This is a genomic window from Flavobacterium sp. B183 (assembly GCF_023539155.1).
In the GTDB taxonomy this organism is placed as follows: Bacteria; Bacteroidota; Bacteroidia; order Flavobacteriales; family Flavobacteriaceae; genus Flavobacterium; species Flavobacterium tructae.
Genome location: NZ_CP097434.1, coordinates 2279780 through 2295249 on the forward strand (window position 1 = coordinate 2279780; position 15470 = coordinate 2295249).

The 15470-nt window shown below is 36.5% G+C and carries 12 protein-coding genes and 4 tRNA genes; all 16 read left to right on the plus strand.

What is annotated here, in order from left to right; all coding sequences use genetic code 11:
* Positions 1 to 316: 316 nt before the first annotated feature.
* Entirely contained in the window at positions 317 to 511 is a 195-nt protein-coding gene (rpsU, locus tag M4I44_RS10030) for a 30S ribosomal protein S21 (RefSeq protein ID WP_017496720.1), read from the plus strand.
* Between the two features lie 140 nt (positions 512 to 651).
* Positions 652 to 1548, plus strand: a complete 897-nt coding sequence (locus M4I44_RS10035) for a tyrosine-type recombinase/integrase (RefSeq protein WP_249967201.1) — start codon at positions 652 to 654, stop codon at positions 1546 to 1548.
* A 31-nt stretch (positions 1549 to 1579) separates the two neighbouring features.
* Positions 1580 to 1882, plus strand: coding sequence for a ribosome hibernation-promoting factor, HPF/YfiA family (gene hpf, locus M4I44_RS10040; protein ID WP_017496722.1), 303 nt, complete (start codon positions 1580 to 1582; stop codon positions 1880 to 1882).
* Positions 1883 to 1972: 90 nt separating this feature from the next.
* Positions 1973 to 2046, plus strand: a tRNA-Thr gene (locus M4I44_RS10045).
* Positions 2047 to 2169: 123 nt separating this feature from the next.
* Positions 2170 to 2250 (plus strand) — tRNA-Tyr (locus tag M4I44_RS10050).
* Between the two features lie 84 nt (positions 2251 to 2334).
* Positions 2335 to 2406 (plus strand) — tRNA-Thr (locus M4I44_RS10055).
* Positions 2407 to 2461: 55 nt separating this feature from the next.
* Positions 2462 to 3649 carry an elongation factor Tu gene (gene tuf, locus M4I44_RS10060; protein WP_017496723.1) on the plus strand — a complete coding sequence of 396 codons (1188 nt, stop codon included), beginning with the start codon at positions 2462 to 2464 and terminating at the stop codon, positions 3647 to 3649.
* A gap of 64 nt (positions 3650 to 3713) precedes the next feature.
* Positions 3714 to 3784 (plus strand) — tRNA-Trp (locus M4I44_RS10065).
* Positions 3785 to 3803: 19 nt separating this feature from the next.
* Entirely contained in the window at positions 3804 to 4001 is a 198-nt protein-coding gene (gene secE / locus M4I44_RS10070) for a preprotein translocase subunit SecE (RefSeq protein WP_008466927.1), read from the plus strand.
* A gap of 10 nt (positions 4002 to 4011) precedes the next feature.
* Entirely contained in the window at positions 4012 to 4563 is a 552-nt protein-coding gene (gene nusG, locus M4I44_RS10075) for a transcription termination/antitermination protein NusG (protein ID WP_017496724.1), read from the plus strand.
* A 67-nt stretch (positions 4564 to 4630) separates the two neighbouring features.
* On the plus strand, positions 4631 to 5068 hold the full coding sequence (gene rplK / locus M4I44_RS10080; RefSeq protein ID WP_008466923.1) for a 50S ribosomal protein L11: 438 nt from the start codon (positions 4631 to 4633) through the stop codon (positions 5066 to 5068).
* Positions 5069 to 5081: 13 nt separating this feature from the next.
* Positions 5082 to 5771 carry a 50S ribosomal protein L1 gene (gene rplA, locus M4I44_RS10085; RefSeq protein ID WP_017496725.1) on the plus strand — a complete coding sequence of 230 codons (690 nt, stop codon included), beginning with the start codon at positions 5082 to 5084 and terminating at the stop codon, positions 5769 to 5771.
* A gap of 22 nt (positions 5772 to 5793) precedes the next feature.
* Positions 5794 to 6297, plus strand: a complete 504-nt coding sequence (gene rplJ, locus M4I44_RS10090; RefSeq protein WP_017496726.1) for a 50S ribosomal protein L10 — start codon at positions 5794 to 5796, stop codon at positions 6295 to 6297.
* 92 nt (positions 6298 to 6389) lie between these two features.
* On the plus strand, positions 6390 to 6761 hold the full coding sequence (gene rplL / locus M4I44_RS10095; protein ID WP_007807437.1) for a 50S ribosomal protein L7/L12: 372 nt from the start codon (positions 6390 to 6392) through the stop codon (positions 6759 to 6761).
* A gap of 264 nt (positions 6762 to 7025) precedes the next feature.
* Positions 7026 to 10838, plus strand: a complete 3813-nt coding sequence (rpoB, locus tag M4I44_RS10100) for a DNA-directed RNA polymerase subunit beta (RefSeq protein ID WP_017496728.1) — start codon at positions 7026 to 7028, stop codon at positions 10836 to 10838.
* Positions 10839 to 11158: 320 nt separating this feature from the next.
* Positions 11159 to 15466 (plus strand): DNA-directed RNA polymerase subunit beta', encoded by a 4308-nt coding sequence (gene rpoC, locus M4I44_RS10105; RefSeq protein ID WP_026110014.1) that lies wholly within the window; start codon positions 11159 to 11161, stop codon positions 15464 to 15466.
* Positions 15467 to 15470 lie beyond the last annotated feature (4 nt).

The following is a 15470-nucleotide window of genomic DNA, read 5'->3' on the forward strand; positions in this document are numbered from 1 at the left end:
TAAAAAAAAAATCACAGGATGAAGAACGCAGGGTACATAGTATTGAAGTCTTTATTCTTTGCTCTATATTCTATTTTCTAAAAAAAAAATCACATGATGAAGAACGCAGGGTACATAGTATTGAAGTCTTTATTCTTTGCTCTATATTCTATTTTTTAAAAAAAAATCACAGGATGAAGAATGCAGGATACGCAGTATTGAAGTCTTTATTCTTTGCTCTATATTCTATTTTCTAAAAAAAAAATCACAATTTATAATCCATAATCCATAATTAATACATATTTTTGCAGCCTTAACGAGAGGAGGTGTCAATATTATGTTAATTATACCAATTAAAGACGGAGAAAATATCGATAGAGCATTAAAGCGCTATAAAAGAAAATTTGATAAAACAGGAACTGTTCGTCAATTAAGAGCACGTACTGCTTTTATTAAGCCTTCTGTTATCAAAAGAGCTCAAATTCAAAAAGCGGCTTACATCCAAACATTGAGAGATAGTTTAGAGAGTTAGTAGTAGCTTTTTTTAAAATAATTACCGTTAGTTATCAAAAAGAATTAATTTTGATACTAACGGTTTTTTTTTGTGTTTAATTTTAAGCTGAGTTGGTTTTCTTTTATTAGGTCAACAGATGTTGTAAGAATTGTGTTTTTATGAAATCAAATGTAGAGGCGTTTCGTGATTATCTGGAGTTGGAGAAGAAGTATTCGGTTCATACGGTTACGGCTTATTTGAATGATGTCTTTTCTTTTAAAGAATTTAATAGCGTTAATTTTGAGCAAGAGGGAATTGAGGGGGTGAATTATGGTCAAATTAGAAGTTGGATTGTTTCTTTAGTGGATGAGGGTGTTTCGAATGTTTCTGTTAATCGAAAAATGTCGTCTTTGAAAGCGTTTTATCGGTTTCTTTTGAAAACAAAGCAAATTGAAGTGAGTCCGATGTTAAAGCATAAAGCGTTGAAAACACCTAAGATTATTCAGATTCCTTTTTCTGAAAAAGAGCTGACTGATTTGTTGTTGGAGGTTGGTGATCCTTGTGGGTTCGAGGAGGTTCGTGACAGGCTTATTGTAGATTTGTTTTATGCCACCGGGATAAGAAGGGCTGAGTTGATTCATTTAATGAAACGTGATGTTGATTTGTCTTCTGGTTTGTTGAAGGTTTTAGGGAAGAGGAATAAAGAGCGTATTGTTCCGATATTGCCGATAATTGCGGGTCAGATGAAATTGTATTTGCAGGAAAGGGCTTTGGTTGAAAAGGTAGTAGATGAAGAATATTTTTTTATTTCAGGCAAAGGGTTAAAATTGAGTGAATCTTTTGTGTATCGATTAATAAATTCTTACTTTAGTAAAGTCTCTGAAAAGGTAAAAAAGAGTCCGCATGTGCTTCGGCATACTTTTGCGACTCATTTATTAAATAACGGAGCAGATTTAAATTCAGTTAAGGAATTATTGGGGCATTCGAGTTTAGCGTCTACACAGGTTTATACTCACAATAGTTTAGCGGAGCTTAAAAAAGTGTATGCAAATGCGCATCCTAGGAATAAACAATAGTTCTGAAATGTTTAACCCTAAAATTTGTATTATGAAGGTAGATGTTCATGCAGTTAACTTTACTGTTGACAGAAAATTGGTAGATTTTATTCAGGAGAGAATGGATAAATTGGAGAAATATTATGATCGTGTTGTTTCGGCGGATGTTTTTTTAAAGGTTGAAAGAACAAGTGATAAAGAGAATAAAGCAGTAGAGATTAAGATTAATGTACCGGGGGATGATTTTTTGGTTAAAAAGCAATGCAAGACATTCGAAGAGGCGGTTGAGCTTTCAGCAGAATCTTTGGAAAGATTACTTGTCAAAAGGAAAGAAAAAATAAGAGCACATATATAATTGAAATTTTTTTTAAAAAATGTTTTGATTCAAAGATAAAATAGCTACATTTGCAGTCCGTTAGAAATAGCGGACTTTTTTAATGCAATTGCCGATGTAGCTCAGCTGGCTAGAGCAGCTGATTTGTAATCAGCAGGTCGTGGGTTCGAGTCCCTCTATCGGCTCAAAAATATTTCAAATGCGATTTGAAATTAGTTCTTGAAAAATATTGAAAAAGGTTTGTGGTTAGCAGGGTGAAGTTTTTGGATTAAATCTAAAATCAGAATTCTGAAATCATAAATTATTAAGGGGAGATACTCAAGCGGCCAACGAGGGCAGACTGTAAATCTGCTGTGTGAACTTCGCAGGTTCGAATCCTGCTCTCCCCACAAATAAAGAAGTAGTTAAGGTTTTGGGCTATCGGTTTCGGGTTTTTAAAATCTGAGATCTAAATCTAAAAGTCAGAACTCTCTGCCGACTTAGCTCAGGGGTAGAGTGCTTCCTTGGTAAGGAAGAGGTCACGGGTTCAATTCCCGTAGTTGGCTCAAGTAAGTAGGAAATTGAAAATTAATATATAACTAAGATTAAAAATTAAGTAAAATGGCAAAGGAGAATTTTAATCGTTCCAAACCGCACTTAAACATAGGTACAATTGGACACGTGGATCACGGAAAAACTACATTAACTGCAGCAATTACAAAAGTATTGTCTGATGCTGGTTACTGTCAAGCAAAATCGTTTGATCAAATCGATAACGCTCCAGAGGAGAAAGAAAGAGGTATTACTATTAATACATCACACGTAGAGTATGAAACAGCTAACCGTCACTACGCTCACGTTGACTGTCCAGGTCACGCGGATTACGTAAAGAACATGGTTACTGGAGCAGCTCAAATGGACGGAGCTATCTTAGTAGTTGCTGCTACAGATGGTCCAATGCCACAAACTCGTGAGCACATCCTTTTAGGTCGTCAGGTTGGTATTCCAAGAATCGTTGTTTTCATGAACAAAGTGGATATGGTTGATGATGCTGAGTTGTTAGAGCTTGTTGAGATGGAAATTAGAGATTTATTATCTTTCTACGAATATGATGGAGATAATGGTCCTGTAGTTCAAGGTTCTGCTTTAGGAGGATTGAATAATGATCCTGCTTGGGTACCAAAAATCATTGAATTAATGGATGCTGTTGATGCTTGGATCGAAGAGCCAGTGCGTGACGTAGCAAAACCATTCTTGATGCCGGTTGAAGACGTATTTACAATTACTGGTCGTGGAACTGTTGCTACAGGTCGTATCGAAACAGGTATTGCTAATACAGGAGATCCAGTTGAAATCATTGGTATGGGAGCTGATAAATTAACTTCTACTATTACAGGAGTTGAGATGTTCCGTAAAATCCTTGATAGAGGTGAAGCTGGAGATAACGTAGGTTTATTGTTAAGAGGTATTGATAAAGAATCTATCAAAAGAGGAATGGTTATCATTAAGCCAGGATCAGTAAAACCACACGCTACTTTCAAAGCAGAGGTTTATATCTTGAAAAAAGAAGAAGGTGGACGTCATACTCCATTCCATAATAACTACCGTCCACAGTTCTACGTACGTACAACTGACGTAACAGGAGTTATTACTTTACCAGAAGGAGTAGAGATGGTAATGCCAGGAGATAACTTGACTATCAATGTTGCTTTATTAAGCCCAATCGCTATGAGTGTTGGTTTACGTTTCGCTATCCGTGAAGGTGGTAGAACTGTAGGAGCAGGTCAGGTAACTGAAATCGTAGGATAATCCTATAAAAAAAATAAAAAAAAAGCCAGCTGATTTTCTTAATTGAAATCACTGGCTTTTAATTACGGGCGTAGTTCAAGGGTAGAATAGCGGTCTCCAAAACCGTTGATGGGGGTTCGAATCCCTCCGCCCGTGCAATAAAAAAATATATCAAATGACAAAAGTTACTAATTATTTATCAGAGGCTTTCGAAGAGTTAAAGTCAAATGTTACTTGGCCAGCTTGGGCTGAGGTTCAAAAATTGACAATTGTTGTAGCTGTATTTTCGATTCTGTTCGCTTTGGCAACATGGGGAGTAGACGAATTTTTTGCAAAAGCTTTGGCTGGATTTTTTAACTGGTTAAAAGGATAATTTTTTTGTGATGGCAGATAATAATGTGAAAAAATGGTATGTGGTTAGAGCTGTAAGCGGACAAGAAAACAAAGTCAAAGCTTACATCGAAACTGAGATTGCCAGATTAGGTATGGGCGATTATGTTTCCCAAGTTTTAGTACCTACAGAAAAAGTAGTTACTGTAAAAGAAGGAAAGAAAATGTCTAAGGATAAAGTTTATTTCCCTGGATATGTTATGATCGAAGCCAATTTAGTTGGTGAGATACCTCATATTATTAAGTCAATTACTAGTGTAATTGGGTTTTTAGGTGAGATCAAAGGCGGGGAGCCGGTTCCTTTGAGACTTTCTGAAGTAAATAGAATGTTAGGTAAAGTGGATGAGTTGGCTGTTAATACAGATACTCGTGCTATTCCTTTCAGCCTGGGTGAAACGGTAAAAGTGATCGATGGTCCTTTTAACGGCTTTAACGGTTCGGTTGAAAAAATCAATGAAGAAAAGCGTAAACTTGAAGTTATGGTTAAGATTTTCGGAAGAAAAACACCATTAGAATTGAGCTTTATGCAAGTTGAAAAAGTATAATTTTTTGTTACACTATAATAAACCATTGTAATCGCTTCCATTGATTACAGTGATAAATTTTTTAAAAATGGCTAAAGAAATTAGTAAGGTAGTTAAACTACAAGTTAAGGGAGGTGCTGCGAACCCGTCGCCACCGGTTGGACCTGCTTTAGGAGCTGCTGGGGTTAATATCATGGAGTTCTGTAAGCAATTTAATGCTAGAACTCAGGATAAACCTGGCAAAATTTGCCCAGTGCAAATCACTGTGTATAAAGACAAATCATTTGATTTTGTCGTTAAGACTCCTCCAGCAGCAGTTCAGTTAATGGAAGCTGCAAAGCTAAAATCTGGTTCTGGTGAGCCTAATCGTAAAAAAGTAGCTAGCGTTACTTGGGAACAAATTAGAACTATTGCTGAAGACAAAATGCCGGACTTAAACGCTTTCACAATTGAGAAAGCTATGAGTATGGTTGCTGGAACAGCTAGATCTATGGGTATAACTGTATCAGGAGATGCTCCTTTTTAATTAAGAAAAAGACATGGCAAAATTAACAAAAAAGCAAAAAGAGGCTGCTTCAAAAATTGAAAAGAACAAATTATACTCTCTAAAAGATGCTGCGGCATTATTGAAAGTTGTTGCTTCTGCAAAATTTGATGAGTCTGTTGATATCGCAGTTCGTTTGGGTGTAGATCCTAGAAAAGCGAATCAAATGGTAAGAGGTGTGGTTACATTACCTCACGGAACAGGTAAAGATGTTAAAGTATTAGCATTAGTTACTCCAGATAAAGAAGCGGAAGCTAAAGAAGCTGGTGCAGACTATGTTGGTCTTGATGACTATTTACAAAAAATTAAAGACGGTTGGACAGATGTTGATGTAATCATCACTATGCCAGCTGTTATGGGTAAATTAGGTCCATTAGGTCGTATTTTAGGACCTAGAGGTTTAATGCCAAACCCTAAAACAGGTACTGTAACTATGGATGTTGCAAAAGCTGTTGCAGAGGTTAAAGCTGGTAAAATTGACTTTAAAGTTGATAAAACTGGTATCGTTCACGCAGGAATTGGTAAAGTTTCTTTTGGAGCTGAGCAAATTGTTGACAACGCACACGAAATTATTCAAACATTAATAAAACTTAAACCAACTGCTGCTAAAGGTACCTACATTAAAGGTATTCACCTTACAAGCACTATGAGTCCTGCTATCGCATTAGACCCAAAAGCAGTATAATTGGTAGTTAAAAATTTTTAGTATGACTAGAGAAGAAAAATCAATCGCGATTGAAAATTTAACTGCGCAGTTAGCTGGTACAAATATCATTTATGTATCTGATATTTCTGGTTTAAACGCAGAGACAACTTCAAACTTACGTAGAGCTTGTTTTAAAGCTGGAATCAAATTAGAAGTTGTAAAGAACACTTTGCTTGCAAAAGCAATGGAAGCTTCTGCTAATGATTATGGTGATTTACCAACAGTTTTAACTGGTAACAGTGCTATATTTATTTCTGATGTAGCTAATGCTCCTGGAAAAATTATCAAAGATTTCCGTAAGAAATCTGATAAACCAGTTTTAAAAGGTGCTTTCATTAATAATGAAATTTATATTGGAGATAATCAATTAGATGCATTAGCAACTATTAAGTCTAAAGAAGAACTTCTTGGAGAACTTATTGGGTTGTTACAATCACCAGCTCAAAGAATTATTTCTGCTTTACAAAACAAATTCGCAGGTAGCGAAGAAGAAACTGAAGCATAATAATTACCGCAGGGAGTTTATTCTCCTTGCTGCTTAAATAGCGCACAATAAACAAAATATAATTTTACAAATCATTTTAAACGATAGAAAAAATGGCAGATTTGAAACAATTCGCAGAACAATTAGTTAACCTAACAGTTAAAGAAGTTAACGAATTAGCAACAATATTAAAAGACGAGTATGGTATCGAGCCTGCTGCTGCAGCTGTAGTAGTTGCTGCTGGTGGTGGAGAAGGTGCTGCTGAAGAAGCACAAACTGAATTTACAGTTGTATTGAAAGAAGCTGGAGCTTCTAAATTAGCAGTTGTGAAATTAGTAAAAGAACTTACAGGTTTAGGTCTTAAAGAAGCTAAAGATGTAGTTGACGGTGCTCCAAGTAACGTTAAAGAAGGTGTTTCTAAAGAAGAGGCTGAAGGTCTTAAAAAATCATTAGAAGAAGCTGGAGCTGTAGTTGAGCTTAAATAATTTAACTCAGTTTTAAGAACTAGGTTTAGGTCCTGAGTTAACACTCAAAGGCCTAAACCATTTTTCGTATAATAAAATACATTAAATTTTATTATCAAATAGTTTAAAATACGGAAGAGTTTTTGATCAATACGAAGAAAAAAAATGGAACCTGGTTTGCCCGGTTTATTTTTAAAGATGTATTGATTCTAAAAAGAAAGTATAAACTAAACAATGTGTTTTACACAAAAAACTACTTTTTTTTAATCAAAATTTTGTTCATTGATGATAACAAATCAGACTGAAAGATTGAATTTTGCCTCTACAAAAAATATTCCTGACTATCCGGATTTTCTAGATGTTCAGGTTAAATCTTTTAAAGATTTTTTTCAATTAGAAACTAAATCTGACGAAAGAGGCAACGAAGGTCTATACAACACCTTCATGGAAAACTTTCCAATTACAGATACAAGAAACAACTTTGTATTGGAGTTCCTGGATTATTTTGTAGACCCACCACGTTATACAATTCAAGAATGTATAGAGAGAGGACTTACCTATAGTGTGCCTTTAAAAGCCAGGTTAAAACTATACTGTACAGACCCAGAACACGAAGATTTTGAAACTATTGTACAAGATGTTTATCTTGGAACAATTCCTTACATGACGCCAAGTGGTACCTTTGTAATTAATGGTGCCGAGCGTGTAGTAGTATCTCAGCTACACCGTTCTCCTGGGGTTTTCTTTGGACAATCATTCCACGCAAATGGAACAAAATTATATTCTGCCAGAGTAATTCCTTTTAAAGGATCCTGGATAGAATTTTCTACAGATATTAACAGCGTTATGTACGCGTATATCGATAGAAAGAAAAAATTACCGGTAACCACTTTATTCCGTGCTATTGGTTTCGAAAGAGATAAGGACATCCTTGAAATTTTCGACTTAGCTGAAGAAATTAAAGTTTCTAAAACAGGTATCAAAAAGTATATTGGAAGAAGACTTGCTGCGCGTGTATTGAACACTTGGCACGAGGATTTCGTTGATGAAGATACCGGAGAGGTAGTTTCTATCGAACGTAACGAAATCATCCTTGATCGTGATACGATTATCGACAAAGATAATGTGGAAGAGATCATTGATTCTAACGTTAAATCTATTTTGTTACACAAAGAGGATAATAACCAAGCTGATTATGCTATTATCCACAACACGTTACAAAAAGATCCAACAAACTCTGAAAAAGAAGCTGTTGAGCACATCTACAGACAATTGCGTAATGCAGAACCGCCTGATGAAGAAACCGCTCGTGGTATTATTGATAAATTGTTCTTCTCTGATCAACGTTATAACTTAGGTGAAGTTGGTCGTTACAGAATGAACAAAAAGTTAGATTTAGATATCCCTATGGACAAGCAAGTGCTTACCAAAGAAGATATCATTACAATCGTGAAATATTTGATCGAATTGATCAACTCAAAAGCTGAGATTGATGATATTGATCACTTATCAAACCGTCGTGTTAGAACAGTTGGAGAACAATTGTCTCAGCAATTCGGTGTTGGTTTAGCACGTATGGCGAGAACTATTCGTGAGAGAATGAACGTTAGAGATAACGAGGTGTTTACACCAATTGATTTGATCAATGCTAAAACATTATCATCAGTTATCAACTCTTTCTTTGGTACAAACCAGTTGTCTCAATTTATGGATCAAACGAATCCATTAGCTGAGATTACACACAAGAGAAGACTTTCTGCACTTGGACCAGGTGGACTTTCGAGAGAAAGAGCTGGTTTCGAGGTTCGTGACGTTCACTATACACACTATGGTCGTTTATGTCCGATTGAAACTCCTGAGGGACCAAACATTGGTTTGATTTCATCTCTTGGAGTTTATGCAAAAGTAAACGGAATGGGATTCATCGAAACTCCATACCGTAAAGTAACTAATGGTGTAGTTGATTTAGAAAGTACTCCAATTTACTTAAGCGCTGAAGAAGAAGAAGGAAAAATGATTGCTCAGGCAAACATTGAAATGGATGAGACTGGTAAAATTACGGCAACTAATGTTATTGCTCGTGAGGAAGGTGACTTCCCGGTTGTTGAGCCTTCAGTGGTACATTATACAGACGTTGCACCTAACCAGATTGCTTCGATTTCGGCTTCGTTAATTCCTTTCTTGGAACATGATGATGCGAACCGTGCGTTGATGGGATCTAACATGATGCGTCAGGCGGTTCCTTTGATCCGTCCGGAAGCACCAATCGTTGGTACAGGTTTAGAGCGTCAGGTAGCTTCAGACTCCAGAGTATTAATTAATGCTGAAGGAGATGGAACTGTAGAATATGTTGATGCAAATATCATTACTATCAAATACGACCGTACTGAAGATGAAAGAATGGTTAGTTTTGATGCTGATGAGAAAACATACAACTTAATTAAATTTAGAAAAACCAATCAGGGAACAAGTATCAACCTGAAACCAATCGTAAGAAAAGGTGACAGAGTGGTTCTTGGACAAGTATTATCAGAAGGATATGCTACTCAAAATGGTGAATTAGCTTTAGGTAGAAACTTAAAAGTTGCGTTCATGCCATGGAAAGGGTATAACTTTGAGGATGCGATTGTAATTTCTGAAAAAGTAGTTCGTGATGATATTTTTACTTCTATCCACGTTGATGATTATTCATTAGAGGTTAGAGATACTAAGTTAGGAAACGAAGAGTTAACAAACGATATTCCTAACGTTTCTGAAGAAGCTACTAAAGATTTAGATGAAAACGGTATGATCAGAATTGGAGCAGAGGTTAAGCCTGGCGACATTTTGATTGGAAAAATTACACCAAAAGGAGAATCAGATCCTACTCCGGAAGAGAAATTGCTTCGTGCAATCTTTGGGGATAAAGCAGGTGATGTAAAAGATGCTTCATTGAAAGCTTCTCCATCTTTACATGGTGTAGTTCTTGACAAAAAATTATTTGCAAGAGCCGTTAAAGATAAACGTAAACGTACTCAGGATAAAGATGCTTTAGGCGCTTTAGAAATGGAGTTCGAAACTAAATTTGTTGAATTAAAAGACAGATTAGTAGAGAAATTATTCCTGATCGTTAACGGAAAAACATCTCAAGGTGTAATGAACGATTTGGGTGAGGAAGTTTTACCAAAAGGTAAAAAATATACTCAAAAAATGCTTTACGCAGTAGAGGATTTTGCTCACTTAAGCAAAGGTCAATGGGTTGCCGATGACGCTACAAATAAAATGGTTAATGATTTAATTCATAACTATAAAATTAAGCTGAACGACTTACAAGGATCTTTAAGAAGAGAGAAATTCACTATTACAGTTGGAGATGAATTGCCATCTGGAATCTTGAAATTGGCTAAAATCTATATCGCTAAAAAACGTAAGTTAAAAGTAGGTGATAAAATGGCGGGACGTCACGGTAACAAAGGTATTGTTGCAAGAATCGTTCGTCATGAGGATATGCCATTCTTAGAGGATGGAACACCGGTAGATATCGTATTGAATCCACTTGGGGTACCTTCTCGTATGAACATTGGTCAGATTTATGAGACTGTTCTTGGATGGGCTGGTATGAACTTGGGTAGAAAATTTGCTACTCCAATTTTTGACGGTGCTTCTTTAGATCAAATCAATGCTTTGACTGATGAGGCTAACGTACCACGTTTCGGACATACTTACCTTTATGATGGTGGAACTGGAGAGCGTTTTGCACAAAAAGCGACTGTGGGTGTAATTTACATGCTTAAATTAGGACACATGGTTGATGATAAGATGCACGCACGTTCTATCGGACCATACTCATTGATTACGCAACAGCCACTTGGAGGTAAAGCTCAATTTGGAGGTCAGCGTTTCGGAGAGATGGAGGTTTGGGCACTTGAGGCTTATGGAGCTTCTAGTACACTACGTGAAATCTTAACTGTTAAGTCTGATGACGTTATTGGTAGAGCTAAAACTTACGAGGCTATCGTTAAGGGTGAAACTATGCCAGAACCAGGTTTACCAGAATCATTCAATGTATTAATGCACGAATTGAAAGGTCTAGGTTTAGATCTTCGTTTGGAAGAATAATAAATGTTTTCAGTTACAGTCTCAGTATTCAGTTTAACACTGAATTCTGGGACTTTAGCTGTTTACTAAATGTTAGAAGTTTTTAAAGATTTATACCCGTAACCCGTTCCGATTTTTTATAGTAATGCAAGGCATTCTATAACTAGCGCTTCAAATTAAATTTTGAAGTTTAGAGAAGTAACCCGAGGTAGTGTTTTAAGTCAAAAGTTTGAAAGTCCAAAGTCTAAGGTCAGTAATGACTCTAAAACTTTATGACATTTGACTTTAGACTAGACTAAGAATCAATTTTTTAATTGCAAAATAAATCAATAGTAAAAACTATGATGAATAACAGAAACAATAAAGACAAAAATCCAGTAAAAAGATTTAACAAAATTTCTATTGGATTGGCTTCACCAGAATCTATCCTGAAAGAATCAAGAGGAGAGGTTTTAAAGCCGGAAACAATTAACTACAGAACTCACAAACCAGAGCGTGACGGACTTTTCTGCGAAAGAATCTTCGGACCAGTAAAAGATTTCGAATGTGCTTGTGGTAAGTATAAAAGAATTCGTTACAAAGGTATCATCTGCGACCGTTGTGGTGTTGAAGTTACAGAGAAAAAAGTACGTCGTGACAGAGTAGGACACATCAACCTTGTTGTGCCAATTGCTCACATCTGGTATTTCCGTTCTCTTCCAAACAAAATTGGTTATATCCTTGGTCTTCCATCTAAAAAATTAGATATGATCATTTACTACGAAAGATACGTAGTAATTCAAGCGGGTATTGCTAAAAATGCAGATGGAGAATCTTTACAAAGATTAGATTTCTTAACTGAAGAAGAATACTTAAACATTTTAGATACTCTTCCACAAGAGAATCAATATTTAGATGATTTAGATCCAAACAAATTCGTTGCTAAAATGGGAGCGGAATGTATCATGGATTTATTAGCTCGTATTGACTTGGATGCTTTATCTTATGAATTAAGACACAGCGCTAACAACGAGACTTCTAAACAAAGAAAAACTGAAGCTTTAAAAAGATTACAAGTTGTTGAGTCTTTCCGTGAGTCTAACGAAAACCGCGAAAACCGTCCGGAATGGATGATTATGAAAGTGGTTCCAGTTATCCCGCCGGAATTACGTCCGCTTGTGCCACTTGATGGAGGTCGTTTTGCAACTTCAGATTTGAACGATTTATATCGTCGTGTAATCATCCGTAACAACCGTTTGAAAAGATTAATGGAGATTAAAGCTCCTGAAGTGATCTTGAGAAACGAGAAACGTATGTTACAGGAATCTGTAGATTCATTATTCGATAACACTCGTAAAGCTTCTGCTGTTAAAACAGAATCAAACAGACCATTAAAATCATTATCTGACTCTTTAAAAGGTAAACAAGGACGTTTCCGTCAAAACCTTTTAGGAAAACGTGTGGATTATTCTGCTCGTTCGGTAATCGTCGTTGGTCCGGAGTTAAAATTATACGAATGCGGATTGCCAAAAGATATGGCTTCTGAATTATACAAACCTTTCGTTATCCGTAAATTGATCGAAAGAGGTATTGTAAAAACAGTAAAATCTGCTAAGAAAATAATCGACAAAAAAGAGCCGGTAGTTTGGGATATCCTTGAAAACGTAATTAAAGGACACCCGGTATTACTAAACCGTGCTCCTACTTTGCACAGATTAGGTATTCAGGCATTCCAGCCAAAATTAATTGAAGGGAAAGCAATCCAGTTACACCCATTAGTATGTACGGCGTTTAACGCGGATTTTGATGGTGACCAGATGGCGGTTCACTTACCATTAGGACCAGAGGCTATTTTAGAGGCACAATTATTAATGTTGGCTTCTCATAATATCTTGAACCCTGCAAATGGTGCGCCAATTACTGTACCTTCTCAGGACATGGTCTTGGGTCTATACTATATGACCAAAGAGCGTATTTCAACAGAAGATCACAAAATTATCGGTCAGGATTTGACTTTCTATTCTGCTGAAGAAGTAAACATTGCATTAAACGAAGGAAGATTAGAATTGAATGCTCGTGTGAAAATCAGAGCTAAAGATTTTAATGACGCCGGAGAATTAGTGTACCAAATTATTCAAACAACTGCGGGACGTGTATTATTTAACGAAGTAGTACCTGAAGCAGCCGGATATATCAACGACGTATTGACTAAGAAAAACCTTAGAGATATTATCGGACACATTTTAAGTGTGACTGATGTACCTACAACGGCAGCTTTCTTGGATAATATGAAAGATATGGGTTATAAATTTGCATTTAGAGGAGGTTTATCATTCTCTTTAGGTGATATTAGAATCCCGGAACAAAAAACGAAGTTAATTGCAGATGCCAGAGAGCAAGTTGAAGGTATCTCAACTAACTATAACATGGGTCTTATTACCAATAACGAGCGTTACAACCAGGTTATTGACGTATGGACTTCTGCGAATGCTCAGTTAACAGAGTTAGCAATGAAAAATATTAGAGAAGACCAACAAGGTTTCAACTCTGTATATATGATGCTTGACTCTGGGGCGAGGGGTTCTAAGGAGCAGATTCGTCAGTTAACAGGTATGCGTGGTTTGATGGCTAAGCCTAAAAAATCTACTGCCGGTGGTGGTGAGATTATTGAAAACCCGATTCTTTCTAACTTTAAGGAAGGTCTTTCGATTCTTGAGTACTTCATTTCTACTCACGGTGCTCGTAAAGGTCTTGCGGATACCGCTCTTAAAACGGCGGATGCTGGTTACTTAACAAGAAGGCTTCATGACGTTTCTCAGGATGTTATTGTTAACATCGAGGATTGTGGAACTTTAAGAGGTGTTGAAGTTTCTGCATTGAAGAAAAATGAGGAAATCGTTGAATCATTAGGAGAAAGAATTTTAGGACGTGTTGCATTGCAAGATGTTATTAATCCTTTAACTAATGAAGTATTAGTTCAATCAGGTCACCAAATTACGGAGGCTATTATGAAGACTATCGAAGCTTCTCCTATTGAAAGAGTAGAAGTTAGATCTCCATTAACTTGTGAGGCTTTAAAAGGTATTTGTGCTAAATGTTACGGTAGAAACTTAGCTACCGGAAAAATGACACAAAGAGGTGAAGCTGTCGGAGTTATTGCAGCTCAGTCTATTGGAGAGCCTGGTACACAGTTAACACTTCGTACGTTCCACGTTGGAGGGGTTGCAGGAGGTATCTCTGAAGAGTCTAGTATTGTTACAAGATTCGCGGGTAGACTTGAGATTGAAGATTTAAAAACTGTTAAAGGTGAGGACAGCGAAGGTAATGCGGTAGATATCGTAGTATCACGTTCAACTGAGTTAAAATTAGTTGATGAGAAAACTGGAATCGTTTTAAATACACATAATATTCCTTACGGTTCTAGTATCTTTGTTAAAGATGGTGAAGCTGTAGCTAAAGGAACTGTAATCTGTAAGTGGGATCCATATAACGGTGTAATTGTTTCTGAATTTACTGGTAAAATTGCTTACGAAGATTTAGAGCAAGGACAATCGTACATGGTTGAAATTGATGAGCAAACCGGATTCCAGGAGAAAGTAATTTCTGAGGCGAGAAACAAAAAATTAATCCCAACTTTATTGGTTTACGGTAAAGAAGGTGAATTGATTCGTTCGTACAACTTACCGGTAGGTGCACACTTAATGGTTGAGAATGGTGAGAAAATTAAAGCAGGTAAAGTATTAGTGAAAATCCCTCGTCGTTCTTCTAAAGCGGGCGATATTACAGGAGGTCTTCCAAGAATTACCGAGTTGCTTGAGGCTCGTAACCCTTCAAACCCGGCAGTTGTTTCTGAGATCGACGGTGTTGTTTCTTTCGGTAAAATCAAAAGAGGTAACCGTGAGATCGTTATCGAATCTAAATTTGGTGAGATTAAAAAGTATTTAGTTAAACTTTCAAGCCAGATCTTAGTTCAGGAAAATGACTTCGTAAGAGCAGGAGTACCATTGTCTGACGGTGCAATTACACCAGATGACATCTTAAGAATTCAAGGACCGGCTGCTGTTCAACAGTACTTGGTAAATGAAATTCAAGAGGTATACCGTCTTCAAGGGGTAAAAATTAATGACAAGCACTTTGAGGTAGTTATTCGTCAAATGATGCGTAAAGTAAGAGTTCAGGATCCGGGTGATACTTTATTCTTAGAGGATCAATTAATTCATACTAAAGATTTCATCGTTCAAAATGATAAATTATACGGTATGAAAGTAGTTGAAGATGCTGGTGATTCTGCGGTATTGAAACCAGGTCAGATCATTACTCCTCGTGAATTACGTGATGAAAACTCATTGTTGAAACGAAATGATAAAAATCTGGTTGTAGCCAGAGATGTAATTACTGCAACTGCAACGCCAGTTTTACAAGGTATTACAAGAGCTTCGCTACAAACTAAATCATTCATTTCTGCGGCTTCATTCCAGGAGACAACGAAAGTACTTAACGAAGCTGCTGTAGCTGGTAAAGTGGATGATTTAGAAGGATTGAAAGAAAATGTAATTGTTGGACACAGAATTCCTGCGGGAACTGGTATGAGAGAATACGATAACACTATCGTAGGATCTAAAGACGATTACAATGAAATGATGGCTAATAAAGAAGAATATATTTATTAATATT